Raw genomic sequence first — 23,312 nt, 5'->3', positions numbered from 1 at the left:
CAAGCGTGGCCGTGAAAATAGTTCGCGGACCCGGCCGCCAGGGGCGGCCGGGTCCTTGCGGATCAAGCCTTCCAACCGCCGCCCAGCGCCTTGTAGATCGCCACGACGTCGGTGTTCACGCCGGTTTCGGCGACGCTGAGAGCGTCCTCCGCGGCCAGCAGGGTGCGTTCGGCGTCGAGCAGGACGAGGAAGTCGATGCCGCCTTCCTTGTACTGGATCCGAGCCAGCTCGGCCGCGCGGCGCGAGGCGGCGGCCTGGTCGCTCAGGCTCTTTAGCTGGGCCTGCTGCTGGCGATAGGAGACCAGGGCGTTCTCCAGATCCTCCAGCGCGCGCAGCACCGTCTGGTCGTAGTTGGCCAGGGCCGCGTCGTCGCGAGCCCGCGCCGCGCGCAGGCGGGCGTGGGCGCTGCCCAGGTCCAGGGCCGGCCAGCTGACGCTGGGGGCCACCGACCAGGCCTTGCTGGCGCCGTTGCCGAAGCCGGCCGAGGTCCCCGACAGGAAGCCGATGAAGCCGGTCACCGAGACGCGCGGGAAGAGGTCGGCCGTGGCCACCCCGACCTGCGCCGTCTGGGCGGCCAGGCGGCGCTCGGCCGCCTGCACGTCGGGGCGACGACGCAGAAGGTCGCCGGCCTCGCCGATCGGCAGGGCGGTGACCAGCGGCCGAGTGTCCGTGTCGCGTGGAACCAGCAGGGCGTCCAGCGCGCCGGGCCGTTGGCCGGTCAGCACGGCCAGGCGGTAGTTGGCGCGCTTCTCGGCCGTGATCAGGCCCGGGATCGCCGCCTCGGTGGCGTTCAGGCGAGCCTGAGCGCTGGCCACGTCGATCGGGCTGCCCGCCCCGGCGTCGAACCGCACCTTGGTCAAGCGCAGGGTCTCGCGCTGGGTCTCGAGGTTGCGATTGGCGACCTTCAGGCGGGCCTGGGCGCCGCGCAGTTCGAGGTAATTGCGAGCGACTTCCGCCGCGACCGTGACCTGGGCGTCGCGCAGCTCGGCCTGGGCCGCGCCGGCCTCGGCCCCGGCCGCCTCGACGCCGCGCCGGACGCGGCCGAACAGATCGATCTCCCAGCCGGCGTCGAAGCCGGCCTGGTAGGTCTGGCTCTCGACGCGCTGCCCGTTCGAGCCGGGCTGCTGCTGGTCGCTCTTGACGTAGGTCCCGTCGGCCGTGACGTGCGGCAGCAGGTCGAGCTTCTGTTCGGTGAACAGGGCCCTGGCCTCGGCGACGCGAGCGACGGCGATCTTCAGGTCCAGATTAGCCGCGAAGGCCCGGCCGACCAGTTGATCGAGCACCGGATCGCCGAATGCCTTCCACCACTCCGCCTCGGGATTGGCGGCGGTGAAGACGGCCGGGTCGGCGTTCTGGAAGGCCGCCGGCGGAGTCGCCGGCGCCTTGTAGTTCGGCCCCACCGCGCAGGCGGCGGCCGAGAGCGAGATGCCGGCGACCAAGAGAACGCGGAGCGCCTTACCCCAGTTGTCATCCCGGCCGGAGCGCGAAGCGCGGAGAGCCGGGACCGCCGGATACGCCGGCGCTTGTTGAGGTCCCGGGTCTGCGCTGCGCTTCGCCCGGGATGACAGGTCTTTATCGAACATCAGTGCGCCTCCACGGGCGAGGTCAGGGCCGCCTTGCTCGCGGCCTTGTGGGCCGTGAAGCGACGGATGACGTAGTAGAAGACGGGGGTCAGGATCAGGCCGAAGACGGTCACGCCTAGCATCCCCGAGAACACCGCCACGCCCATGGCGCGGCGCATCTCGGCCCCGGCCCCGTGCGACACCACCAGGGGGTAGACCCCCATGATGAAGGCGATCGAGGTCATCAGGATCGGACGCAGACGCAGGCGGCAGGCTTCCAGGACCGCTTGGAGCGGGCTATCGCCGTGCTCCTCGCGCTCCTTGGCGAACTCCACGATCAGGATGGCGTTCTTACACGCCAGCCCCACCAGCACGATCAGGCCAATCTGGGTGAAGATGTTGTTGTCGCCCTTGGTCAGCATTACCCCGGCCAGGGCCGACAGCAGGGTCATCGGCACGATCAGGATGACGACCAGCGGCAGGCTCCAGCTCTCGTACTGGGCGACCAGCACCAGGAAGGCCAGCAGCACGCAGAGCGGGAAGATGTAGATCGCCGTGTTGCCCGCCAGGATCTGCTGGTAGGTCAGCTCGGTCCACTCGTAGCCCATGCCGTTGGGCAGCTCGGACTTGACGATGTCCTCCAGCGCCTTCTGGGCCTGGCCGGTCGAGTAGCCCGGCGCCGGGCCGCCGTTGATCTCGGCGGTCAGCAGGCCGTTGTAGTGGCTCTCGCGGTCGGGACCGGTGGCTTCCTTGAAGCTGACGAACGCGCCCAGCGGGATCATCTGGCCCTGACCGTTGCGGGTCTGCAGGCGCAGCATCTGCTCGGGCTGCAGGCGGAAGCTCTGATCGGCCTGGACGTTGACCTGGTAGGTGTGGCCGAAGCGGTTGAAGTCGTTGACGTACAGCGAGCCCAGATAGACCTGCATCGTTTCGAACAGGTCGGTCAGGGACACGCCCTGAGCCCGGGCCTTCTCGCGGTCGATGTCGGCCTGGATCTTCGGCACGCTGACTTGATAGCTGGAGAAGATCCCCGCCAGGGCCGGGTCCTTCTGGGCCTTGGCGATGACGTTCTGAGTGGCCTTGTACAGCTCGTCCGAGCCCATGCCCGCCTTGTCGACGATCTGCATCCGGAAGCCGCCGATGGTGCCCAGGCCCTGCACGGACGGCGGCGGGAAGACCGCGATCTGGGCGTCGGGGATGCCGGCGAACTTCTGGTTCAGCGTGCCGACGATGGCGTTGGCCGACAGAGCCTCGCCGCGACGGTTCTTGAAGTCGTCGAGCGGGAAGAACACGGCGCCGGCGTTCGGGGCGTTGATGAAGCCGTTGGCCGACAGGCCCGGGAAGGCCACCGAGTGCTTGATGCCCGGCACCTTCATGGCGATGTCGCCCATCTGGCGGATCACCGCCTCGGTGCGGTCCAGCGAGGCCGCGTCGGGCAGTTGCACGACGGCGACCACATAGGCCTTGTCCTGCTGGGGCACGAAGCCGCCCGGCGTGCGGGCGAAGGCGAACACCGTCAGGATCAGCAGGCCGCCATACAGCGCCAGGGCGGCGGTGGAGCGGCCCAAGGTCTTGGCGACGCCGCCGACATAGCCGTTCGAGGCCTTGGCGAAGAAGCGGTTGAACGGGTTGAACAGCCAGCTCAGCGACGCGTCGATCAGCTTCTGGAAACGGTCCTTGGGCGCGTCATGCGACCGGAGCAGCACCGCGGCCAGGGCCGGCGACAGGGTCAGGGAGTTGATGGCCGAGATCACCGTCGAGATGGCGATGGTCAAGGCGAACTGACGATAGAACTGGCCCGACAGACCGCTGATGAAGGCGGTCGGGATGAACACCGCGCACAGCACCAGGGCCGTGGAGATGATCGGCCCGGTCACCTCGGTCATGGCCTTCCGCGTCGCCGCGGCGGGCTCCAGGCCGTTGGTGATGTTGCGCTCGACGTTCTCGACCACGACGATGGCGTCGTCGACGACGATGCCGATGGCCAGCACCAGGCCGAACAGCGTCAGGGCGTTGAGGCCGAAGCCCAGCATCAGCAGGATCGCGAAGGTGCCGACCAGCGAGACGGGCACGGCGATCAGCGGAATCACCGAGGCGCGCCAGCCCTGCAGGAACAGCACCACCACCAGCACGACCAGGATGATCGCTTCGATCAGGGTGTGGACCACCGAGTCGATGCTTTCCTGCACGAAGGCCGTGGTGTCGTAGATGATCTCGTAGTCGACGCCTTCGGGGAACTCCTTCTTGAGCTCCTTCATGGTCTTCTTGACCTCGGCCGCCATCTGCAGGGCGTTCGAGCCGGGGCGCTGGAAGACCGGCACGGCGACGGCGGACTTGTTGTCGAGCAGAGAGCGCAGGGCGTAGTTGTCGGCGCCCAGCTCCACGCGGGCCACGTCGCCCAGGCGGGTGATCTGGCCGTCCTCGCCCGAGCGGACGATCACGTCGCGGAACTGCTCCTCGTCGGTCAGGCGGCCGGGGGCGTTGACCGACAGCTGGAATTCGGCGCCAGAACCGGCGTTGGGCGGCGCGCCCAGCTGACCGGCGGCGACCTGGACGTTCTGTTCGCGCAGGGCGCGGACGACGTCGCCGGCGGTCATCGACAGGGCCGCCAGCTTTTCCGGATCCAGCCACACGCGCATCGAATACGCGCCCGCGCCGAAGATCTGCACGTCGCCGACGCCGTCGATCCGCTTGAGGCGATCGCGGACGTTCAGCTGCGCGTAGTTGCTGAGATACAGCATGTCGTAGCGGTTGTTCGGCGAGATCATGTGCACGACCAGGGTCAGGTCGGGCGAGGCCTTGTTGGTCGTCACACCGATGCGCTGGACCTCCTGCGGCAGTTTGGGCAGGGCCTGGGCCACCCGGTTCTGCACCTGCACCTGGGCCTTATCCAGGTCGGTGCCGAGCGCGAAGGTGACGGTCAGGATCATCGCCCCGTCGGACGCCGACTGGGATGACTGGTAGATCATCCCTTCGACGCCGTTGATGGCCTGTTCCAGCGGCGCGGCCACCGTCTCGCCGATGACGGACGGGTTGGCGCCGGGATAGGCCGCGCGCACCACCACGGTGGGCGGCACGACCTCGGGATATTCGCTGATCGGCAGGCGCGGGAGCGATACGATGCCGGCGATGAAGATGATGATGGAGAGCACGGCCGCGAAGCGCGGTCGGTTCACGAAGAACTTCGAGAAATTCATGACAGGCATCCGGGGAGGAGCTGAAAGGGGTACGCGTCGGGCGCGAGTGGTCTCTCCCCGCCATCCGGCGAGCGACGAGAACCCCCGCGAACCCTGAAAAAGACGCCCGGCTCAGTCGCGAGCCGGGCGTACGCTTCAGTTACGCTTAGTTCTGACCGGCGGCCCGGCCGGCCTCGGCGATCTGGCGGCCGCCGGCCTCCAGCTGCGAGAGGTCGGCCAGGTCCGTCTTGACCTTGACCGGCGCGACGGTGTCGCCCGGCTTGACCTTCTGAAGGCCGCCGACGATCACCCGGTCGCCGGGCTTCAGGCCCTGGCGGATGATCCGTAGGTTGCCGGCCAGCGGCCCGATCTCGACCGGGCGGTACTCGGCCTTGTTGGCGCTGTTGACGACCACGACGTAGCGCTTGCCCAGGTCGGTCGCGATGGCGCGGTCGGGGGCCAGGGCCACGGTCTGGGTCTCGGCGCTGACCATGCGGATCCGCGCGAACAAGCCCGGGGTGAAGCGGCCGTCGGCGTTGGCGAAGATCGCCCGACCGTTGATCGTGCCGCTCTTGGCGTCCAGGGCGTTGTCGATGAAGGCCAGCTTGCCCTCGTGCGGATAACCGTCCTCGGTCATCAGGCCCATATAGACCGGGCTGCCCTTGCCGCGTTCCGCCGAGGCGTACTTCAGGAAGGTCTGCTCGTCGGCGTTGAATTCGGCGTAGATCGGGGTGTCGGACACCACGGTCGTCAGCAGGGACGACTGGGTGACCAAATTGCCGCGGGTGATGATGGCCTTGGAGACCCGGCCGTCGATCGGCGAGGTCACGCGGGTCCATTCCAGGTTCAAGCGGGCGGTCTGATAGGCCGCCTGAGCCGCCGACAGATTGGCTTGCGCCGCCTTTTCCTCGGCGGAGAGGCGGTCGAATTCGCTCTGGGCCAGAGCGTTCTGCTCGATCAGGCGACGGCCGCGCTCGCGATTGACCACGGCCAGGTCCAGCTGGGCCTTGGCGCGGGCCACCTCGGCCTGGGCGCGGTTGGCCTCGGCCTGGTACGGGCGCGGGTCGATCTGGAAGAGCACCTGGCCCTTGGAGACGCGCGCGCCCTCGGCGAAGCGGGCGCCGTCGATATAGCCCGACACGCGCGGGCGGATCTCGACGGTGTCGATCGGCTCGAGGCGGCCGGTGAAGTCGTCCCACTGACGGAGCGACTTGAAGGCCACGTCGGCGACGGTGACCTGGGCTGGCGGCGGGGCGGCGGCTTCCTGCTTGGCTTGGGCCGAGCAGGCAGCCAGCACGGCGACGGCGGCGAGGCCGGCGAAGGACGTGATGACGGGTTGAATACGCATGGGGGGAGGACCCTGCAGGATGGTGAAGCGGAAGGGGGAGGAACTGTTTCTTGTCATTCCCAGACGGGCCGACGGGCGGACCGCTGAGTGCTTGAGGACCAGGTCTGGCCCAGGGCGCGGACGGTCGATTGTCCGATCCAGCGCCGATTGGAACCGGTCCGAGATTTTATGAGGCCCAGCAAACCCTGGCCGGCTTGGCCTGGGGCGCGGTGGCGATGTCGTTCGCTTGAGGGGGCATTGGCGCGCGCTCCGTTTTTGGGGTTAAAGGGTTAAATGTCGCAGGGGCTGTTACTTGACCCGGGCGACCGGAAGGACGATTTAGGATGTGACGAGACCGTTCGGTATCATCCCTCCATGCCGGAGAGATACTGACCGGTAACTCCCACGTCAAGGAGAGCACTGCCAAAATGGCGACAAGAAATTCTGGGGACGCTGTCGGGGGCGACATGGAAGCGACGGTGTGCGCGCCCGCGTCCAAGCGCCCCGCGCGGGACCGGATCTTCGAGACCGCCCGCGAGCTGTTCTATCAGCACGGCATCCGCGCGGTCGGCGTCGAGACCATCGCGTCCGAGGCCGACGCCACCAAGATGACGCTCTATCGGAACTTCCCGTCCAAGGACGAACTGGTCGCCGAGGTGCTGCGCGAGCAGGAGCGGGAGTACTGGGCCTGGTGGGAAGAGGTCACGTCCTGTTGCTGCACCGATCCGCGCGCTCAGCTGGAGGCGATCTTCGACGCCTTCGAGACCAAGGCCTGCAACAAGGACGTCCACGGCTGCCCGCTGTCGAACGCCGCCATCGAGCTGCACGAGGAGAACCATCCGGCCCAGGTGGTCTCGGTCAACTACAAGAAGGAGCTGTACCGTCGGCTTCTCGACCTGACCCTGCGCGCCGGCGCCAAGGACGAAGATCTGGCCGACGCCCTGATGCTGCTGATGGAAGGCTCGTCGAGCGCCCGCGTCACCCTGGGCGCCGCCGGCCCGGTTCGCGCCGTGGCCCGCTCGGCCCGGGCGCTGATCCGCTTTCACCTGGACGGCGGCTGCTAGCCGCCTAAAGGCGCCTTAGGTTCGGGTTCGGAGCAGGATCTTCGAACGGGCCTCCAGAGCCAGCAGGACGAACAGCACCACGAAGGCGAAGGCTAGCAGCAGCAGCGACAGGCGGTGCGCCTGCCCCCACTCCAGGCCCTCGACCAGGCGGTAGATCTCGGTCGACAGCACCGTGGTTTCGCCGGGGATATTGCCGCCCAGCATCATCACCACTCCGAATTCGCCAACCGTGTGGGCGAAGGTCAGGATGGCGGCGGCGACATAGCCCGGCAGCGACAGCGGCAGGGCCACCCGCCAGAAGCTCTGCCAGCGCGACGCGCCCAGGCAGGACGCCGCCTCTAGCGGCTCGTCGCCGATGGCCAGGAACGCGTTGCGCAGCGGCTGCACGGCGAACGGCAGCGAATAGATCAACGAGCCGATCACCAGCCCCTCGAACGTGAAGGCCAGGGTCCGCACCCCGAACGGGTGCAGCAGGATCATCAGCGGGCTCCTGGGCCCTAGGGCGATCAACAGATAGAAGCCCAGCACCGTCGGCGGCAGCACGATCGGCAGAGCGACCAGCGCCGTCACCGGTGTCCGCAGGGCCGAGCGCCCGCGCGCCAGCCACCAGGCCAGCGGCGTGGCCAGGACCAGCAGCAGGATCGTGGTGATCCCCGCCAGCTTGGCCGTCAGCCACAGAACTTCGGTCATCCCTAGCGGGCCTCGTAGCCGTAACGCTTGATGATCGCCTTGGCCTCGCCACCCTTCAGGAACTTCAGGAAGGCCTTGGCCGCCTCGCTATTTTCGCCGGTCTTCAACAGCACCGCCTGCTGCTCGATCGGGGTGTGGTCGGACGCCGGCACGAGCCAGCGTGAGCCGCCCGGCGCGTTCACCACCTGCGACAGGGCCACGAAGCCCAGCTCGGCCGCGCCGGTCTGGACATACTGATAGGTCTGGGTGATCGACGCGCCCGTGACGATCTTCGGCTCCAACGCCTCGTAGAGCTTCAGCCCGGTCAGGGTCTCGACCGCCGCCTGGCCGTAGGGCGCGACCTTGGGGTCGGCGATCGACAGCTTCGCGAACTTGCCCGTCGCAAGCACCTTGCCCTTCCCGTCGACCAAGCCTGGCGTCTTGCTGAACAGCACCAACCGGCCCGTGGCGTAGGTGAAGCGCGAGCCCGCCACGGCCAGGCCCTCGGCTTCGGCCTTCCGCGGCCGCTCGACATCGGCCGACAGGAAGACCTCGTACGGCGCGCCGTTGGCGATCTGGGTGTAGACTTGGCCGGAGGAGCCGAAGCTCAGGATCGCGTCATGGCCGGTCTTGGCCTTGAACTTCGCCGCGATCGCCTTGGCCGCTTCGGTGAAGTTGGCGGCGACGGCGACCTTGGTCTCGCCAGCCAAGACGGTCCCGCCCAACATCAGCGATAGAACGCCGGACAGGGCGGCGATCAGCATCGGACGACGGGCGATCATCTGGTAATCCTGGGCGGCGTGGCGGTTATGCAGTTAGACTACATAACGATGAAATCGAGACCCGGCCAGTGAGCAGCGAAACGGACTTCAGCGCGTCCCTGATCCTCAAGCGCGAGGGCCTGGCCCGCGTGGGACTGGAGCGCATCACCCTGCTGGAAGCCGTCGCCCGCCTGGGTTCGATCAGCGCCGCCGCCAAGCAGACCGGCCTTTCGTACAAGGGCGCCTGGGACGGGGTCCAGGCGCTGAACAACTTGTTCGACGCGCCGCTGGTCAGCGCCGCGCCGGGCGGCAAGTCCGGTGGCGCTGCCCAGGTCACGCCGCGCGGCCAAGCCGTGATCCGCGCCTTCCGCGCCGCCGAGCGCGAGGTCGGGGCGGCGTTCGCGCGGCTGGAGGCCGACCTGTCCGGCGACGCCGAACTGCTCTGGAGCCTCGGTCTGCGCACCAGCGCCCGCAACGCCCTCCGCGGCGTGGTGTCCCTCATCGAGGGCGACGGCGTCACGGCGACCGTGACCCTGGCGCTGGGCAGGGACCTGTCGCTGCGCGCGTCGATCACCCGTCGCAGCGTCGAGGACTTGGGTCTGGCCCCTGGTCGCCCGGCGATCGCTCTGATCAAGTCGAGCTTCGTCCGCCTGGGCGAAAGCGCCGTCGGAAGCGACAGCGACAACCGCCTGGCCGGCGCGATCGTCGACCGCGAGGCCGGCGAAACCTCGGCCGAGGTGACGATCGCCCTCTCGGCCGGCAAGACCTTGGTGACGACGCTGAAACCGGACGACGCGGGCTGGAACTTGCCGGTCGGCGCGTCGGTCGAGGCGCGGATCGCGGCGCCGGACGTGATCCTGGCGGTGGACTAAGCCTTCAGCGCCGCGTTCGCCTCGTCCACGAACTTTCGCAAGAGCCGCGCGAGTTCCTGGCGGTCCCAAGTGCTCCACTTGTCCAGCATCGGCCCCACCAGCCGCTGACGCGCGGCGTCCAGGGCGTCGGTGAGCTCGCGGCCTTTGTCGGTGACCACCGCCTCGCGCACGCGCTTGTCGGCGCCCGGCCGCCGCTCGACCAGGCCCAGGCTTTCCAGCTTGGCGACCTGGCGGCTGACCACCGAATGGTCGCGGCCGGCCGCGTCGGCCAAGTCGACCACGCCGATCGGCCCCTTACGCTCGATGCGGACCAGCAGCGGGAACAGCGCTCTGTCCAGCGCGACCCCCGCTTCCCGGATCAGCATGTCGTCGGCCTGAGGCCGGTTGAGGAACCCCGCGAGGTCCATCATCGCCAGGTGAATGTCGCGTAGATCAGAATCCATGTGTGCATTTTGCACATTTCCCGTTGACGCTGTCCAGGTCACGATTTATGTGCCTTTTGCACGCGATATGCGTGCCTTATGCACACGAATGGAGATGCGGATGACCTACGCCCTGACGACAGATGTCCTGATCTGCGGAGCCGGCGCGGCCGGCCTGACCCTGGCGATCGACCTGGCCCGCCGGGGCGTCGACTTCATGCTGATCGACAAGGCCGACGGTCCGTTCCACGGCTCGCGCGGCAAGGGGATCCAGCCCCGCAGCGTCGAGGTCTTCGAGGACCTCGGCGTGCTGGACGGCCTGCTGGCCGCCGGCGCCGCGCCCTATCCGACCATCCGGGCCTATGCGGGCCAGACCTTCACCGACACCCAACTCGGCGAGGACGCCCAGCCGACCCCGGCCGAGCCCTGGGCTCGCCCGCTGATGTCGCCGCAGTTCCTGACCGAGCGGGCGCTGCGCGATCGGCTGGCCGTCCTCGGCCACGCGCCGCGCTTTGGGACCGCCCTGGCCGGCTTCGTCCAGGACGCCGAGGGCGTCACCGCGACCCTGGACTCAGGCCAGACGATCCGGGCCCGCTGGATGATCGGCGCCGATGGCGGCCGCAGCTTCGTGCGCCCCGCGCTGGGCGTCGACTTCCCCGGCGAGACCAAGCCCGGCCGGGGCCTGGTCGCCGATGTGAGGCTGATAGGCCTGGCGCGCGACGTCTGGCACAACTTCACCGGACCAGACGGCCAGAGGATCTCGTTCTGCCCCCTGGCCGGAACCGATCTCTTTCAGCTGCAGGGCCATGCGCCGGACACGGCGGATGTCTCGCTCGTGGCGCTGGACGCCCTCACCCGCCAGCGGACCGGTCGCGACGACATCGTGGTCACCGAGGTCCTCTGGGCCTCGACCTTCGGGGTCAATGCGCGGCTGGCCGAGCGCTATCGGGTCGGGCGGGTGCTGCTGGCCGGCGACGCCGCCCATGTGCATCCGCCGACCGGCGGCCAGGGGCTGAACACCAGCCTGCAGGACGCCTACAATCTGGGCTGGAAGCTGGCCGCCGTCCTGGCCGGCGCGCCCGAGGCCCTGATCGACACCTACGAGGCCGAGCGCCGCCCGATCGCCGGCGAGGTGCTGGGCCTGTCGACCCGCCTGCTGGCCAAGGGCGACCTGAAGCGCGGCCGCGAGGCGCGCCAGCTGGACCTCGGCTATCCGGACTCGCCGTTGTCGCTGGACCTGGGCGTGGCGGCCAAGGTCGCGCCCGGCGATCGCGCGCCCGACGCCCCCTGTCGCGATCGCGACGACAAGGCGGCGCGGGTGTTCGAGGTTCTGGCCGGCCCGCACTGGACGCTGCTGGGCGCCAAGACCGCCATCGCGCCGCGGCCGGGGCTGATCGTCGCCGATCTGGTCGACGCGAACGGCTGGTTCGCCGACGCCTACGGCCTGCCGCCGACCGGGTTCGTGCTGGTGCGCCCGGACGGCTATGTCGCGACGGTGGGAAAGACGGGCGATGAGGCGGCGGTGGAAGCCTATCTCGCGAAGGTCGGCCTCTAGGCGATCTTCCGCAGTCCCGTTCGGAGCGCTTCGCTCCCGCCATCCAGTTCCGCGTCGAGCTTGCCGTGCTCGCGCGTCCAGATCGGCGTGGCCTGGACCAGCACCGCCCGCCCCGCGTCGGTCAGGCTCAGCACCCGCGCCCGCTTGTCCTTGGGGTCGGGCGCGACGGTCAGCAGGCCGCGTCGCTCCAACGGCTTCAGGGCCGCCGTCAGAGTAGTGCGGTCCATGGCCAGCAGATTGGCGACCCCGCCCAGCCCCGCCGGCTGGGGCCGGTTCAGCGACATCAGCAGCGAGAACTGGCCGTTGGTCAGCCCCACCGGCCGCAGGGCGTCGTCGAAGCGTCTGGCCAGGGCCCGGGCGGCGCGCTGGACGTGCAGGCACAGGCAGGTGTCCCGGACGTGCAATGTCGTTTCGAAAGGAATGCTTTCCTGAAGAATCACGGCCGCCTTTGACATGGCCCATGTAGGTTGATATCAACGTAAAAAGTCAAGCCGAAGTTGTTCAGCTTACGGAGGACGTAATGTCGCATGCCCCAGAAAAGCACGCCGTGGTTTCCCGCGAGGACTGGCTGGAGGCGCGCCGCGCCCTGCTGGTCAAGGAAAAGGCCCACACCCGCGCGCGCGACGCCCTGAACGCCGAGCGCATGGCCCTCCCCTGGGTGAAGCTGGACAAGGACTACGTCTTCGACACCCCGGCCGGGAAGAAGACCTTGGCCGAGCTGTTCGACGGTCGCAGCCAGCTGATGATCTACCACTTCATGCTGGGGCCGGACTGGGAGGCGGGCTGCCCGGGCTGCTCGTTCATGGCCGATCACCTGGACGGAACCCTGCCCCACCTGAACCACCACGACGTCACCCTGGTCGCCGTCGCGCGCGCCCCGCTGGCCAAGATCGAAGCCTACAAGCGTCGCATGGGCTGGCGCTTTCCGTGGGTGTCGTCGTTCGAGAGCGATTTCAATCGCGACTTCCACGTCTCGTTCTCGCCCCAGGACCTGGCCGGCGAGACGATCGACTACAACTTCACCACTCTTCCCGCGTCGCAGGGCAATGACGAGCTGCCGGGATTGTCGGCCTTCTACCGCGACGCCGACGGCCAGGTGTTCCACACCTATTCCACCTATGCCCGAGGGGCCGAGGAACTGCTCGGTACGCTGATGATCCTGGACCGCGCGCCCCTGGGCCGCAACGAGGACGGCACGATGGGCTTCGTCCGTCGCCATGACGAGTACGAGGACGCGCCCAAGGCCGCCTGTTGCAGCGGGGCGGCGGCCTGATCCCGTCAGCATGATCCGATCCTGGAGCGCTTTCGTCGAGACGCTGCCCGCGCCGGGCGGCGCTCTCGCATCCCCATCAAAGGAGGCCCGCATGGCCAACGACTTCGTCTGGTTCGAGCTCGTCACCACCGACACCAAGGCGGCCGGGGACTTCTACAAGGCGGTGGTCGGCTGGTCCTCCGAGATGTCGTCCGGCCCCGCCGGACCCTATACGATCTTCAAGGCAGGCGAGATCCCCGTCGGCGGCATGCTGGAGATGCAGGGCGTCCCGCCAGGCTGGCTGGGCTATGTCGGTGTCGACGACGTGGACGCCTATGCCAAGAAGGTCGAGGCCGCCGGCGGCGTCGTTCACAAGCCGCCGCAGGACATTCCCGATGTCGGCCGCTTCGCCGTGGTCGCCGATCCGCAGGGCGCGATGTTCATCGTGTTCAAGGGGTCGCTGAGCGAGGCCCCGCCGCGCCCCGCGCCGATGTCGCCCGGTTCTCTGGGCTGGTCGGAGCTGCACGCGGCCGACTGGGAGAAGGCCTTCGCCTTCTATGCGAGCCTGTTCGGCTGGGTGAAGTACGACGCCATGCCGATGGGAGAGATGGGCGTCTACCAGACCTTCGGCGGGCCCGACGGCGCGTTCGGCGGCATGTTCAGCAACCACCAGCCTGCGCCGGGCCCCTACTGGCTCTATTATTTCGGCGTCGAGGGCGTCGATTCAGCCATCGAACGGGTGAAGACCCAGGGCGGCGAGGTTCTGATGGGTCCGATCGAGGTGCCCGGCGGCGCCTTCGCGGTCAACGCCAAGGATCCGCAGGGCGGGCTTTTCGCCTTCCTCGGCCCGCGAGGCTAGATCGCGGTCCGTCGCGCATGGCCCAGGCCCGACGCCTTGGCCATGGCGCTGCGCCGGTCGCGATATTCCGGCGCGGTCATCGGATAGTCGTCGGGCAGGCCGAAGCGCGCGCGATAGTCCGCCTCGGTCAGGCCGTGGCGATGCAGGTGGCGTTTCAGCGTCTTGTAAGGCCGCCCGTCCAGGAAGCTGACCAGCGCCTCGGGGCGGACGCTGCGGCGGATCGCGCCTAGGGTCGGCTTGGCCGGTGCGGCGACCGAGGCGTCGGGTCCGCGCGCCGCGCCATCCAGCACCTCATGGACCGTGCGGATCAGCCTGGGCAGGTCCGCGCGTTCGAGGGCGTTGGACGAGACATAGGCGCTGATGATCCGGGCGGTCAGGCCCAGGGTCGGCGTGGCGGACGGGTCCATGACGACTTCCTTCGGAAAGCGGTGACCAACTCTGGGCCACGTCCGAAATCAGGACTCGGGACTATTGGGTCCGCTCGTGAATTTCGACGAAGCCGGACGAACTAGCGACCGGACCGCGCCCGCCATTGCGCCACCGTCTGGCCCCACAGATCGATGACCGTCGCCTCGTAGGGCGGCGGCAATTGAGTCCTGCCGCCATTGGTCGAGCCGAGGCGCTGGGCGACCTTGATCGAGGGGGCGTTCTCCGGATCGATGCAGTGGACCACCTCGGTCCATCCCAGATGATCGAAGGCCCAGTCGATCGTCGCCTCGGCCGCCTCGACCGCATAGCCCTGGCCCCAGGCGGCTGGATGCAGCCCCCAGCCGACCTCGGTCCCCGGCCAGTCTTCCGGCTTCCAGGGGCCGATGCGACCCAGCCAGCGACCGCTCGACTTCTCGATCACCGAGAACATGCCGAACCCTCTCAGCGACCACGACCCGGCCATGGCCGCCATGAACCGCCAGGCCACCGACCGCGGCTGCTGACCGCCGATGAAGCGGGCGGCGACCGGGTCGGCCATCATCTCGGCCCAGCCGTCCAGATCGACGTCGGCCGGCGGTCGCAGGATCAGCCGTTCGGTCTCGAGCGTGGGCCCCGGCGCTACCCGCATCGCATTTCTCCGCTCTAGCTGACGCACTCGGCCAGGCCGCCGCGGCGCACTGCACCCGAGGCCCTGCCGATCTTCTTGCTGCGCTTGGCCACGTAGCGGCCAGGCTTGATCACCTTCCACTTCAGCGGGCTGGGCAGGATCGCGGCCAGGCGCGAGGCCTGGGCCGGGCTCAGGCGGTCGGCCCCGACCCCGAAATACCGCTGGGCGGCGGCCTCGGCGCCGTAGATGCCCGGGCCGTATTCGATGGAGTTCAGATAGACTTCCATGATCCGCTTCTTGCCCCAGAAGGTCTCGATCAACACCGTGAACCAGGCCTCGAGCCCCTTGCGGACATAGGAGCGCCCCGGCCACAGGAAGACGTTCTTGGCGGTCTGCTGGCTGATGGTGGAGCCGCCGCGGATCTTCCGGCCCGACTCGTTATTGGCGTAGGCCTTCTGCAAGGCATCGAAGTCGAAGCCGCGATGGTCGCAGAACTTGGCGTCCTCGGCCGCGATCAGGGCGCGCGGCAGGGCCGGAGCGACCTTGTCGATCGGTCTCCAGCGATGATCCAGGCCCCGCCCCTCCACGGCGCGGATCACCATCAGCGGCGTCACCGGCGGCGGGATGAAGCGATAGAGGATCACGGTCACCACCGGTCCGGCCACCAGCACGATGAACAGAGCCAGCGCGATGTTACGCAAAAGCCGCCGCACGAAACGTTTCCCCCCAGCTGCAGACGCCGCCCAGACATCCCTTGTCTTGACGCAGCGGACGGATGCTAACCAGACGAACCGCCCCTGTCGCGTGGGATAGAGTCGCGGGGTTAAGGGAGCCTTCGATGGACGTGATCGACGCCGTCAACCGCCGCATGTCGGTGCGCGCCTTCAAGCCCGATCCCGTGGACGGCGCCGTGGTGCGTGAACTCCTCGAGGCCGCCTCTCGCGCCCCGTCCGGCGGCAATCTGCAGCCTTGGCGGGTCCAGGCCGTGGCCGGCGAGCCCTTGAAGGCGCTGAAGGCGACCATGCTCCAGCGGGTCGCCTCGCCGGACGAGACCGAATACGCCGTCTATCCGCCCAATCTGTGGGAGCCGCTGCGCAGCCGCCGGTTCCAGGTCGGCGAGGACATGTACGCGTCGCTGAACATCCCGCGCGAGGACAAGCTGGCTCGCCAGCAATGGTTCTCGACCAACGGTCAGGGCTTCGGCGCGCCGGTGCAGCTGTTCTTCTCGATCGACCGCCGCTGCGGCCCGCCGCAGTGGAGCGACGTCGGCATGTTCATGCAGACCTTCATGCTGCTGGCCGTCGAGCGGGGCCTGGACACCTGCCCGCAGGAGTTCTGGTCGCACTACAACCAAGTGGTCGACGCCCACGTCGGCCTGCCCGAGGGCCACATGCTGTTCTCCGGCATGGCGCTCGGCTATCGCGACGAGGCCGCGCCGGTGAACCTCTGGCGCTCGCGCCGCGACCCGTTCGAGGCGTGGGGCGAACTGAAGGGGTTCTAACCTCCTCTATTCCGCTCTCCCCCGGCGAAAGCCGGGCCCCAGATCCCGTGGCGCCGAGGCTGATTGGAATAGGCGCGGCGTCCTTGGCGAACACCTCCGAGCCCTTCCATCTGGGTCCCGGCTTTCGCCGGGAAGATCGGAATGAAAATTACCCCGCGAACTCGCGCGGCCCGCTGAGGTCCGGGATGGCCACGACGCCCGCCTCGCCGCTCTCGTCGCCCCAGGCCAGCCGCTTGCCGTCGGCGCTGGCGGTCAGGGCGCTGATCGGGGCGCCCTTCTCGGCCTTCAGGGTCTCGATGCGGCCGTTGCGCATGTGGGCGGCCCAGATCTTGCCGTTGTCCTGGCCCGCGAAACACACGGGCTGGACGTCGACGCCGGCCACCCGCACCACCATCGAATCGCGGGAGAAGCCGATCTCGGCGGCCTCCTTGCCCATCGGGCCGTTGGCGCCGGCGAAGGGCCAGATGACCGCGCCATTGGCGCCGGCGGTGACCAGCAGATTGCCTTTGTCGAAGAAGGCCAGGCTCTTGATCTTGGACGGATAGCCGCCCATCCGCATGTCCTTGCTGTCCGACAGCCGCCAGCCGTGCAGCTGGTTCTCCTGCATCGACGAGATCAGGAACTTGCCGTCGGGGCTGAAGGTCACGGCGATATGGCTGCCGGCCCATTTCAGCGGGGTCGGCTTCTGGTCGGCGATCCGCGCGTACCACAGTTGGGCGCCGCCGTAGGTGGCCGAGGCCAGGCGACGGCCCTTGGGCTCGAAAGCCAGACCCGACACGGTCTTCTCGTGCGAGAAGGTGCGGGCGAAGGCCGGGTCGGCCACGTCGCGGACATGCACCTCCTTGCCGGCCGTGAAGGCGATCAAGCCCGAGGCGGCGCTGGCGGCCACGTGCTCGATCCATCGGCCCTTCACCTCGGCGATCACGGTGGCGACCACCTCGCCGCCCTCGATTCGGCTCCAGGCCACCCGACCGTCGTCGCCGCCCGTGACGATCCCGGCGCCGCTGGGATGCGCCGCGGCGGCCAGGACGGCGCCGTCATGGGCCTCGACCGTGATGAATCCGTCCTCGGTCTGCAGACGAACGGTGCCGTCGCCCAGGGCGAACATGGCGCGGCCGGAGCGGTCGAACAGGGCGTCGGTGACGAAGGCGTCGAAAGAAAAGATCATGCGCGCGAGATAGAGCGTGGCAGCCAAAAGTGTAAGCGGTTTTGGCGGCCGCCACGCTCTAACTTTTAGAATCGGAGCCCAGGGGGCTCCGGGGCCAGGAGGGCCGCGACGACCAGACTCTTTCAGAAAGCTCGGCCCGCGCGCGCGTTTCGCGCCTCACGCGAGGCCACGGGCCACAAGCTGCTCGTTCGAACGGCGTTCGGCAAAAAAGACTCGAAAAGGGGTTGCCATCGCGGCGCGTCGTCGGGCTTTACTTCCGCGCCCGTCTGCGCCAGACGTGGCGAGGTAACGACATTTCAGGCGCGCCCCGAGCGGCGCGACCTTCTGGGAGACAGTCAGGCTATGGCGGCTAAACTTGCTGGCGGCGGCGGTGGCCGTTATTCGCTGGGCCAGAATTCCGAAATCAACGTCACGCCCTTCGTGGACATTCTGTTGGTGCTGCTGATCATCTTCATGGTCGCCGTGCCGATGGCCGTGACCTCCATCAAGATCGACCTGCCGCCGGCGGTGCCGAACCCGACGCAGGAGAAGCCGAAGGAACCGGTCTTCATCTCGATCCAGAAGTCGGGCGCGATCTTCATCGCCGACAAGCAGACCAGCCTGGACAACCTGGAAGGCGACCTGAACGCCAAGTTCACCGCCACCGGCCAAGCCGGCCCGAAGGACGATCAGCGCGTCATGATCCGCGCCGACGCCGACGTGCTGTACGCCGACTTCATGGGCGTGCTGAACCAGCTGCAGACCGCGGGCTGGTACAAGGTCGGCCTGATCAACGAAGACATCCACTAAGGATCGTCCTCGGCGACAGCCAAGACATCAGGGGCCCGGCGGCGACGCCGGGCCCCTTTTTCGTGCCTCCGACTCCAGACTTTACAACTGTAGAAAAGAGATCAGACTACGCTTGTAACTTTTCAGCGGGAAAGGAAGCGGACCATGGCGGCGAAACTCTCGGGCGGCGGCGGGCGCTACGCGGTGCGCCAAAACGCGGACATCAATGTCACGCCCTTCGTGGACATCCTGATGGTGCTGCTGGTGATCTTCATGGTCGCCGTGCCCACGGCCGTGACATCGATCAGGCTCGATCTGCCGCCCGCGTCGAAAGACGTTCCGCCAGGCAAGCCGATGGCCATCGCGATCCAGACCTCAGGCGCGCTGTTCCTGGCCGGCCGGGCGACCCGGCTGGATAGGCTGGCTGGCGATCTCAGCGCTCGCTTCAAGGCCGATGGCCAGACCGGATCGCGTGGCGACCAGCGGGTGATGATCAGCGCTCAGGCCGACGTGCCGTACGAGACCTTCATGGGCGTGATCAACGAGGTCCACCACAACGGCTGGACCAAGGTCGGGATCGTCAACGAGGACATCCACTGATCGGACCTCGATGATATCCTAGAATACGAAAGCCCCGGAGCTCAGGCTCCGGGGCTATTTGTTTGGCCGGGCGGTGGGTCTTTAAGCCGCCGTCGCCTCGAAGCCCTTGCGCAGCTCGGCCTCGTCCAGATCGCGGCCGATGAACACCATGCGGCTGTAGCGCTTGTCCTTGTCGGTCCATTCACGCTGGAAGTCGCCTTCCAGGATCATGTGCACGGCCTGGAAGACAAGGCGCTTGTCCTCGCCCTTCACGTCGATGATGCCCTTGGCGCGCAGGATGTCCGGACCGCGCTTGGCTAGCAGGTCGTTGAGCCAGGCGGTGATCTTCTGGCCGTCGACGGGCTTGTCCAGGGTCAGGGAGATCCCCTTCACGCCGTCGTCGTGGATGGCGCTGGCGGCCCCATGGTCGTGATCGTGGTGGTCATGGCCGCAGTGCTCGTCATGCACATGGTCGTGGTCATGGTGGTGGTGATGATGATGGTCGTGACCGCAGTGCTCGTCGTGTACGTGGCCCGGCTCGCCGTGGGCGGGATTCAGGAAATCCGGCTCCAGGTCGGTGATCCGCTCCAGGTCGAAGCTATGCTTGCCCAGGATGGCGTCCAGCGGAACGTTGGAGCGCTGGGCGCGATGGATCGGGGCCAGCGGGTTGATGCGGCGGATGCGAGCCTCGACGTGGCGCAGATCGTCCTCCGAGACGAGGTCGGTCTTGTTCAGCACGATCTGGTCGGCGAAAGCGATCTGTTCGACGGCTTCCTTGCTGTCGCCCAGACGCAGCATGATGTGCTTGGCGTCGACCACGGCGGTGACCGAATCGAGGGCCGTGCGCGCCTTGACGTCGTCGTCGACGAAGAAGGTCTGGGCCACCGGGCCCGGATCGGCGAGGCCCGTGGTCTCGACGATGATGGCGTCGAAGCCGCCCTTGCGCTTCATCAGGCCCTGAAGAACCCGGATCAGGTCGCCGCGCACCGTGCAGCAGACGCAGCCGTTGTTCATCTCGAACACTTCCTCGTCGGCCCCGACCACCAGGTCGTTGTCGATGCCGACCTCGCCGAACTCGTTGACGATCACGGCGTAGCGCTTGCCGTGCTCCTCGGTGAGGATGCGGTTGAGCAGCGTGGTCTTGCCGGCGCCGAGATAGCCGGTCAGCACGGTGACGGGGATCTTGCCGGAAACGGAGGAGGCTTGGGTCATGGGCGCTATTTAGGCGCTCGGTCACTCAAACAAAAGCGGGGGACCGTCAGAGTTCGAGAAACGCGACGCCGACGCCCATGGCGATCAGGGCGACGCCCAGGATCGTCGATTCGTAGCGGGCGATCTTCTCCAGCCCCAGGTGCTTGACGCCGGCCAGGCTGAGGGTGGTGAACAGCAGCATGCCGGCGGCCGTGGCGGCCATCAGCACGGCGCTGAGCGCCGCGAAGCCCGTCCAGCCGTGCTTCACCCCCGCCAGATAGATCGGCAGGAAGGCCTCGCAGGGCGACAGGGTCAGCAGCACCACCAGGGCGATGATCGCCGTCCGGTCCGAGGCGTAGCGGCGGGTCGAGACCTCGGCCTCGCCGTGGTCGTGGCGGCCGCGCCATAGATAGAAGAGTCCGAGGCCCATCATCAGGGCCCCGACCGCCCAGCCGAACAGGTCGCCCATCCTCGGCTGCACGGCCAGGCCCGCGCCGACCAGGATCAGGCCCAGCAGGATCGTGAAGGCCACGTGGCCCAGGCCCGCCAGGAAGGTGACGCCCAGGGTCTTGCCCGCCGACCAATGCTGACCGCGCCCGACCAGCACGAACGGCAGCCAGTGCGTCGGCAGGGCCGCGTGCAGGAAGGCGACCGTAAAGCCGGTGACGGCGATGGGGGCGAGAAGCGTCGGGTTCACGGGATGGCTATAGCGTGTTATAAAGTAACAGGCCAGAGGCTTATTGCATCGACAGCACATTGGCCCCGATCGGTGCGGGAATCCGCCCGGACGCCGTTGACTCCCAGCCTTTGCGCTGTATAAGTCGCGCCCTCTTCGCCCGCCGGGTTTCCGAGCGGGCGTTCCCTATTTTGCGAACGCACGTTTTTAAGGCGCTAAACCTATGTACGCGGTGATCAAAACCGGCGGCAAGCAGTACCGGGTTCAAGCCGGCGACCTGCTGGTTGTCGAAAAGCTCGAAGGTGAACCCGGCGCTGCCGTGGCCTTCGGTGAAGTCCTGATGCTTGGCGAAGGCGAGGCCGTGACGGTCGGCGCCCCCACCGTGGACGGCGCTGTCGTCTCCGGCACCCTGCTCGAAACCCGCAAGGGCGAGAAGGTGAAGATCTTCAAGAAGATCCGTCGCCAGGGCTATCGCCGCACCCGCGGCCATCGTCAGCTCGAGTCCGTCGTGCGCGTCACGTCGGTCGTCGGCGCTGGCCTGGAAGCCAAGTGGGACGGCGCGATCGACCTGACCCCGAAGGTCATCCTGAACGCCCGCGCCCGTGGCCTCGGCGACGCCGCCGTTCCTGCGACGATCCCGGCCGCCGTCGAAGCGACCCCGGTCGTGAAGAAGGCTTCGAAGGCCAGCCCGAAGGTTGAAGCCGCCGTCGTCGAGCACGCCGACGCTGTCGCTGAAGCCCCGAAGAAAAAGGCCGCGCCGAAGAAGGCCGCCGCCAAGGAAGACGGCGAAGCCTAATCGGCTTCGTCATCTAGGATTTAGGAGAGCAAGATGGCTCACAAGAAATCAGGCGGCTCGTCCAGCAACGGTCGCGACTCAGAGTCGAAGCGCCTTGGCGTGAAGAAGTTCGGCGGCGAGAAGGTTCTCGCCGGCAACATCCTCGTGCGTCAACGCGGCACGAAGTTCTATCCGGGCGCCAATGTCGGCATCGGCAAGGACCACACCCTCTTCGCGCTCGTTCAAGGCGCGGTGGGCTTCGTGACCAAGAAGCAAAACCGCACCTATGTGACGGTGACCCCGGCCGCTCAACCGGCCGAGTAAGCACGAACCAGAGTTTCTTCGGGTCGTGCTTCTGCCAAGAAGACGATCCGGACAGACGATCTCTAGCGGGGAGTCCGGAACGCCGGGCTCCCCGCTTTTGTTTTGTCTCGCCGCCTTTTGAAACAGACTTCGCCATGGCGGCGTCACGGTCCCGCTTCAAGGAGGACCGGAGGAACTCTGGGAGGCGCCGATGTGCGTCATTGAAAGACCCGTCATCGAGACCCAGCGCTTGACGCTGCGCGCGCCGGCCAAGGCCGATGTCGAGCGCGTGGCGGCCTTCTGCGTCGATCACGACGTCGCGCGCATGACCACCCGCATGCCCTCGCCCTACACTCGCGATCACGCCGAGGACTTCGTGGCTCGCTGCGGGACCCAGGACCGCTCGCGCGACAACACCTTCGCCATCGAGTTGGTCGGCGAGGGTCTGATCGGCGTCGTCGGCCTGTTCACGCCGCCGGAGGGCGGGGTCGAGATGGGCTATTGGATCGGCCGTCCCTACTGGGGTCGCGGCTACGCCACCGAAGCCGCCAAGGGCGCGCTGGACTGGGCCCGCGGCGCTTGGAAGAAGCGCTATGTCACCGCCGGCCACTTCGCCGACAACGCCGCCTCGGGCCGGGTGCTGGTCAAGGCCGGCTTTCTCTATACCGGGGTCGTCGAGCACAAGCCGTCGATCGCGCGCGGCGAACCGGCCGCGACGCGGATGATGGTGTGGCTGGCGTAAAAACTGTCATCCCGGCCAAGCGCGAAGCGCGCCGAGCCAGGACCACCGGAAGCGCCGAGTCTGTTGCGATCCCGGCTTTCCGCTTCGCTGCGGCCGGGATGACAACTTCTCTCTCTAAGCCGCGCGGTGGGTGTGGATCACCTTCTGGGGACCTTCGCGGAAACGCTTCTCGGCGACAGTGATCCGCTCGCACAGGGCGTCGAGGTCCGACAGCAACGAATAGGTCGCGTAGATGGGAATTTCCATCAGCGCCACCTGGGCCCGCGGCATGAACTCCGTGTATTTCTTCCAGGACAAGTGGCCGTCACGAGCGGCCATGGCCCGCTGGCCCAGCGGATTCCACAGGTCCAGGTCCATCAGCTCGTCGCGGCACTGCTTCATGACCGGCAAGGCGATGTAGAGGAACAGGAACGTCGGGGTGGCGGCGCGGGCGAACTGCGGCTGCACCTGCAGGTGCCAGATGCGGTAGGCCTCGAAGAACCCCTGCTTGCGCACCGGGTCCGGCGGCAGCCACGTGGCGTTCTCGTTGATCAATTCGTTGGCGGTCCCCGAACGCTTGACCAGCTCGTCGGCGCTGGTGCCCGCCGGCATGGCCTTGGACAGCGCCACCACCGGAATAGCCAACTTCTTGGCGACGTCGGTATAGGCCACCTGTTTGCCGGCCATCGGCGTCCACTGGCCGAACGACGGCGCGCCCGGCGTGCTGGCGCGCTTGGCGGCCGCCGTCTTGTGCATCAGCAGCTGCTCTTCGCGCTGCTTCTCGGCGCGGAGGCGATCGAATTCGATTTCGTGGGCGGCCTGCTCTTCGGGGGTCATCCAGCGGGCTCGGCCCGGGCCGTAGGTGCGCTCGTAGCGATTCACCAGCACGAGGTTGTGCTCCGCCGACGGCTTGACGCCGACCTCGGCGAGGAAGGTCTTGAACTCGCGCCACTGCGGCGCGATGCCGGTCCCCCGGCTGATCAAGATATTGCGGTGGGCGGACGCCTCGGCGCTATACTTACGGTGAAGATCCTGCGTCGACAAATCGCGCAGATCCTTCCCCAGCATCGCTCCG

General features: G+C 67.7%; 25 protein-coding genes. 11 read left to right on the top strand and 14 right to left on the bottom strand.

The features are described 5' to 3' along the window. Positions 1-62: 62 nt before the first annotated feature. The 3 genes from ABIC66_RS16895 to ABIC66_RS16885 form a co-directional block, all read right to left on the bottom strand. Positions 63-1,439, bottom strand: a complete 1,377-nt coding sequence (locus ABIC66_RS16895; RefSeq protein WP_354071443.1) for an efflux transporter outer membrane subunit — start codon at positions 1,437-1,439, stop codon at positions 63-65. Positions 1,440-1,582: 143 nt separating this feature from the next. Next, positions 1,583-4,759: an efflux RND transporter permease subunit gene (locus ABIC66_RS16890; RefSeq protein WP_354071442.1), complete on the bottom strand. Its 3,177-nt coding sequence runs from the start codon at positions 4,757-4,759 to the stop codon at positions 1,583-1,585. A gap of 145 nt (positions 4,760-4,904) precedes the next feature. Further along, positions 4,905-6,086 carry an efflux RND transporter periplasmic adaptor subunit gene (locus ABIC66_RS16885; protein ID WP_354071441.1) on the bottom strand — a complete coding sequence of 394 codons (1,182 nt, stop codon included), beginning with the start codon at positions 6,084-6,086 and terminating at the stop codon, positions 4,905-4,907. Between the two features lie 407 nt (positions 6,087-6,493). On the opposite strand from ABIC66_RS16885, the gene ABIC66_RS16880 reads away from it, so the two are divergent. Further along, a complete protein-coding gene (locus tag ABIC66_RS16880) occupies positions 6,494-7,129 on the top strand; it encodes a TetR/AcrR family transcriptional regulator (protein WP_354071440.1) in 636 nt (211 codons plus the stop codon). A 15-nt stretch (positions 7,130-7,144) separates the two neighbouring features. On the opposite strand, the gene modB is transcribed toward ABIC66_RS16880, so the two are convergent. Further along, the gene (gene modB / locus ABIC66_RS16875) at positions 7,145-7,819 is read right to left on the bottom strand and encodes a molybdate ABC transporter permease subunit (RefSeq protein WP_354071439.1); all 675 of its coding nucleotides are present in this window, start codon (positions 7,817-7,819) and stop codon (positions 7,145-7,147) included. A 2-nt stretch (positions 7,820-7,821) separates the two neighbouring features. Then, a complete protein-coding gene (gene modA / locus ABIC66_RS16870; RefSeq protein WP_354071438.1) occupies positions 7,822-8,580 on the bottom strand; it encodes a molybdate ABC transporter substrate-binding protein in 759 nt (252 codons plus the stop codon). 68 nt (positions 8,581-8,648) lie between these two features. Here modA and ABIC66_RS16865 point away from each other — a divergent pair, with 68 nt between their 5' ends. Next, the gene (locus tag ABIC66_RS16865) at positions 8,649-9,431 is read left to right on the top strand and encodes a TOBE domain-containing protein (protein ID WP_354071437.1); all 783 of its coding nucleotides are present in this window, start codon (positions 8,649-8,651) and stop codon (positions 9,429-9,431) included. On the opposite strand, the gene ABIC66_RS16860 is transcribed toward ABIC66_RS16865, so the two are convergent. Next, a complete protein-coding gene (locus tag ABIC66_RS16860) occupies positions 9,428-9,874 on the bottom strand; it encodes a MarR family winged helix-turn-helix transcriptional regulator (RefSeq protein WP_354071436.1) in 447 nt (148 codons plus the stop codon). The two genes, ABIC66_RS16865 and ABIC66_RS16860, sit on opposite strands and share 4 nt — an antisense overlap. A gap of 100 nt (positions 9,875-9,974) precedes the next feature. Here ABIC66_RS16860 and ABIC66_RS16855 point away from each other — a divergent pair, with 100 nt between their 5' ends. Beyond that, the gene (locus tag ABIC66_RS16855; protein ID WP_354071435.1) at positions 9,975-11,408 is read left to right on the top strand and encodes an FAD-dependent oxidoreductase; all 1,434 of its coding nucleotides are present in this window, start codon (positions 9,975-9,977) and stop codon (positions 11,406-11,408) included. On the opposite strand, the gene ABIC66_RS16850 is transcribed toward ABIC66_RS16855, so the two are convergent. Beyond that, positions 11,405-11,812 carry a MarR family winged helix-turn-helix transcriptional regulator gene (locus ABIC66_RS16850; RefSeq protein WP_354071434.1) on the bottom strand — a complete coding sequence of 136 codons (408 nt, stop codon included), beginning with the start codon at positions 11,810-11,812 and terminating at the stop codon, positions 11,405-11,407. The genes ABIC66_RS16855 and ABIC66_RS16850 overlap by 4 nt on opposite strands. A 116-nt stretch (positions 11,813-11,928) precedes the next feature. Here ABIC66_RS16850 and ABIC66_RS16845 point away from each other — a divergent pair, with 116 nt between their 5' ends. Further along, entirely contained in the window at positions 11,929-12,681 is a 753-nt protein-coding gene (locus tag ABIC66_RS16845) for a DUF899 domain-containing protein (RefSeq protein ID WP_354071433.1), read from the top strand. Positions 12,682-12,772: 91 nt separating this feature from the next. Continuing rightward, positions 12,773-13,519, top strand: a complete 747-nt coding sequence (locus tag ABIC66_RS16840) for a VOC family protein (RefSeq protein ID WP_354071432.1) — start codon at positions 12,773-12,775, stop codon at positions 13,517-13,519. Here the strand turns inward: ABIC66_RS16840 and ABIC66_RS16835 are convergent. From ABIC66_RS16835 to mtgA, 3 genes are all read right to left on the bottom strand, one after another. Then, a complete protein-coding gene (locus ABIC66_RS16835; protein ID WP_354071431.1) occupies positions 13,516-13,926 on the bottom strand; it encodes a Ros/MucR family transcriptional regulator in 411 nt (136 codons plus the stop codon). The two genes, ABIC66_RS16840 and ABIC66_RS16835, sit on opposite strands and share 4 nt — an antisense overlap. 101 nt (positions 13,927-14,027) lie before the next feature. Continuing rightward, positions 14,028-14,576: a GNAT family N-acetyltransferase gene (locus tag ABIC66_RS16830; protein WP_354071430.1), complete on the bottom strand. Its 549-nt coding sequence runs from the start codon at positions 14,574-14,576 to the stop codon at positions 14,028-14,030. Between the two features lie 14 nt (positions 14,577-14,590). Next, complete coding sequence (gene mtgA, locus ABIC66_RS16825) at positions 14,591-15,268, bottom strand: monofunctional biosynthetic peptidoglycan transglycosylase (protein ID WP_354071429.1); 678 nt, start codon at positions 15,266-15,268, stop codon at positions 14,591-14,593. A 125-nt stretch (positions 15,269-15,393) separates the two neighbouring features. Here mtgA and ABIC66_RS16820 point away from each other — a divergent pair, with 125 nt between their 5' ends. Then, on the top strand, positions 15,394-16,056 hold the full coding sequence (locus ABIC66_RS16820; RefSeq protein ID WP_354071428.1) for a nitroreductase: 663 nt from the start codon (positions 15,394-15,396) through the stop codon (positions 16,054-16,056). A gap of 148 nt (positions 16,057-16,204) precedes the next feature. Here ABIC66_RS16820 and ABIC66_RS16815 read toward each other — a convergent pair whose 3' ends face one another. Then, entirely contained in the window at positions 16,205-17,224 is a 1,020-nt protein-coding gene (locus ABIC66_RS16815; RefSeq protein WP_354071427.1) for a WD40 repeat domain-containing protein, read from the bottom strand. Between the two features lie 342 nt (positions 17,225-17,566). Here ABIC66_RS16815 and ABIC66_RS16810 point away from each other — a divergent pair, with 342 nt between their 5' ends. Then, positions 17,567-18,013: a biopolymer transporter ExbD gene (locus ABIC66_RS16810; protein WP_354071426.1), complete on the top strand. Its 447-nt coding sequence runs from the start codon at positions 17,567-17,569 to the stop codon at positions 18,011-18,013. Between the two features lie 144 nt (positions 18,014-18,157). Next, positions 18,158-18,592 (top strand): ExbD/TolR family protein, encoded by a 435-nt coding sequence (locus ABIC66_RS16805; protein ID WP_354071425.1) that lies wholly within the window; start codon positions 18,158-18,160, stop codon positions 18,590-18,592. 81 nt (positions 18,593-18,673) lie between these two features. Here the strand turns inward: ABIC66_RS16805 and ABIC66_RS16800 are convergent, their stop codons facing one another. Together ABIC66_RS16800 and ABIC66_RS16795 are read right to left on the bottom strand one after the other, a co-directional pair. Beyond that, a complete protein-coding gene (locus tag ABIC66_RS16800; RefSeq protein ID WP_354071424.1) occupies positions 18,674-19,783 on the bottom strand; it encodes a CobW family GTP-binding protein in 1,110 nt (369 codons plus the stop codon). A 46-nt stretch (positions 19,784-19,829) separates the two neighbouring features. Beyond that, complete coding sequence (locus ABIC66_RS16795) at positions 19,830-20,459, bottom strand: hypothetical protein (protein WP_354071423.1); 630 nt, start codon at positions 20,457-20,459, stop codon at positions 19,830-19,832. Positions 20,460-20,661: 202 nt separating this feature from the next. On the opposite strand from ABIC66_RS16795, the gene rplU reads away from it, so the two are divergent. The 3 genes from rplU (at position 20,662) to ABIC66_RS16780 (ending at position 22,258) form a co-directional block, all read left to right on the top strand. Then, positions 20,662-21,234, top strand: a complete 573-nt coding sequence (gene rplU, locus ABIC66_RS16790) for a 50S ribosomal protein L21 (protein ID WP_354071422.1) — start codon at positions 20,662-20,664, stop codon at positions 21,232-21,234. 33 nt (positions 21,235-21,267) lie between these two features. Continuing rightward, positions 21,268-21,537 (top strand): 50S ribosomal protein L27, encoded by a 270-nt coding sequence (gene rpmA / locus ABIC66_RS16785; protein WP_047406501.1) that lies wholly within the window; start codon positions 21,268-21,270, stop codon positions 21,535-21,537. Positions 21,538-21,727: 190 nt separating this feature from the next. Beyond that, positions 21,728-22,258 (top strand): GNAT family N-acetyltransferase, encoded by a 531-nt coding sequence (locus tag ABIC66_RS16780; protein ID WP_354071421.1) that lies wholly within the window; start codon positions 21,728-21,730, stop codon positions 22,256-22,258. Between the two features lie 114 nt (positions 22,259-22,372). Here the strand turns inward: ABIC66_RS16780 and ABIC66_RS16775 are convergent, their stop codons facing one another. After that, positions 22,373-23,305 carry a hypothetical protein gene (locus ABIC66_RS16775; protein ID WP_502910362.1) on the bottom strand — a complete coding sequence of 311 codons (933 nt, stop codon included), beginning with the start codon at positions 23,303-23,305 and terminating at the stop codon, positions 22,373-22,375. Positions 23,306-23,312 lie beyond the last annotated feature (7 nt).

Origin of the sequence: Caulobacter sp. 1776, assembly GCF_040545685.1 — a bacterium.
Lineage (GTDB): Bacteria > Pseudomonadota > Alphaproteobacteria > Caulobacterales > Caulobacteraceae > Caulobacter.
This window is presented reverse-complemented; position numbering and strand designations above follow the sequence as displayed.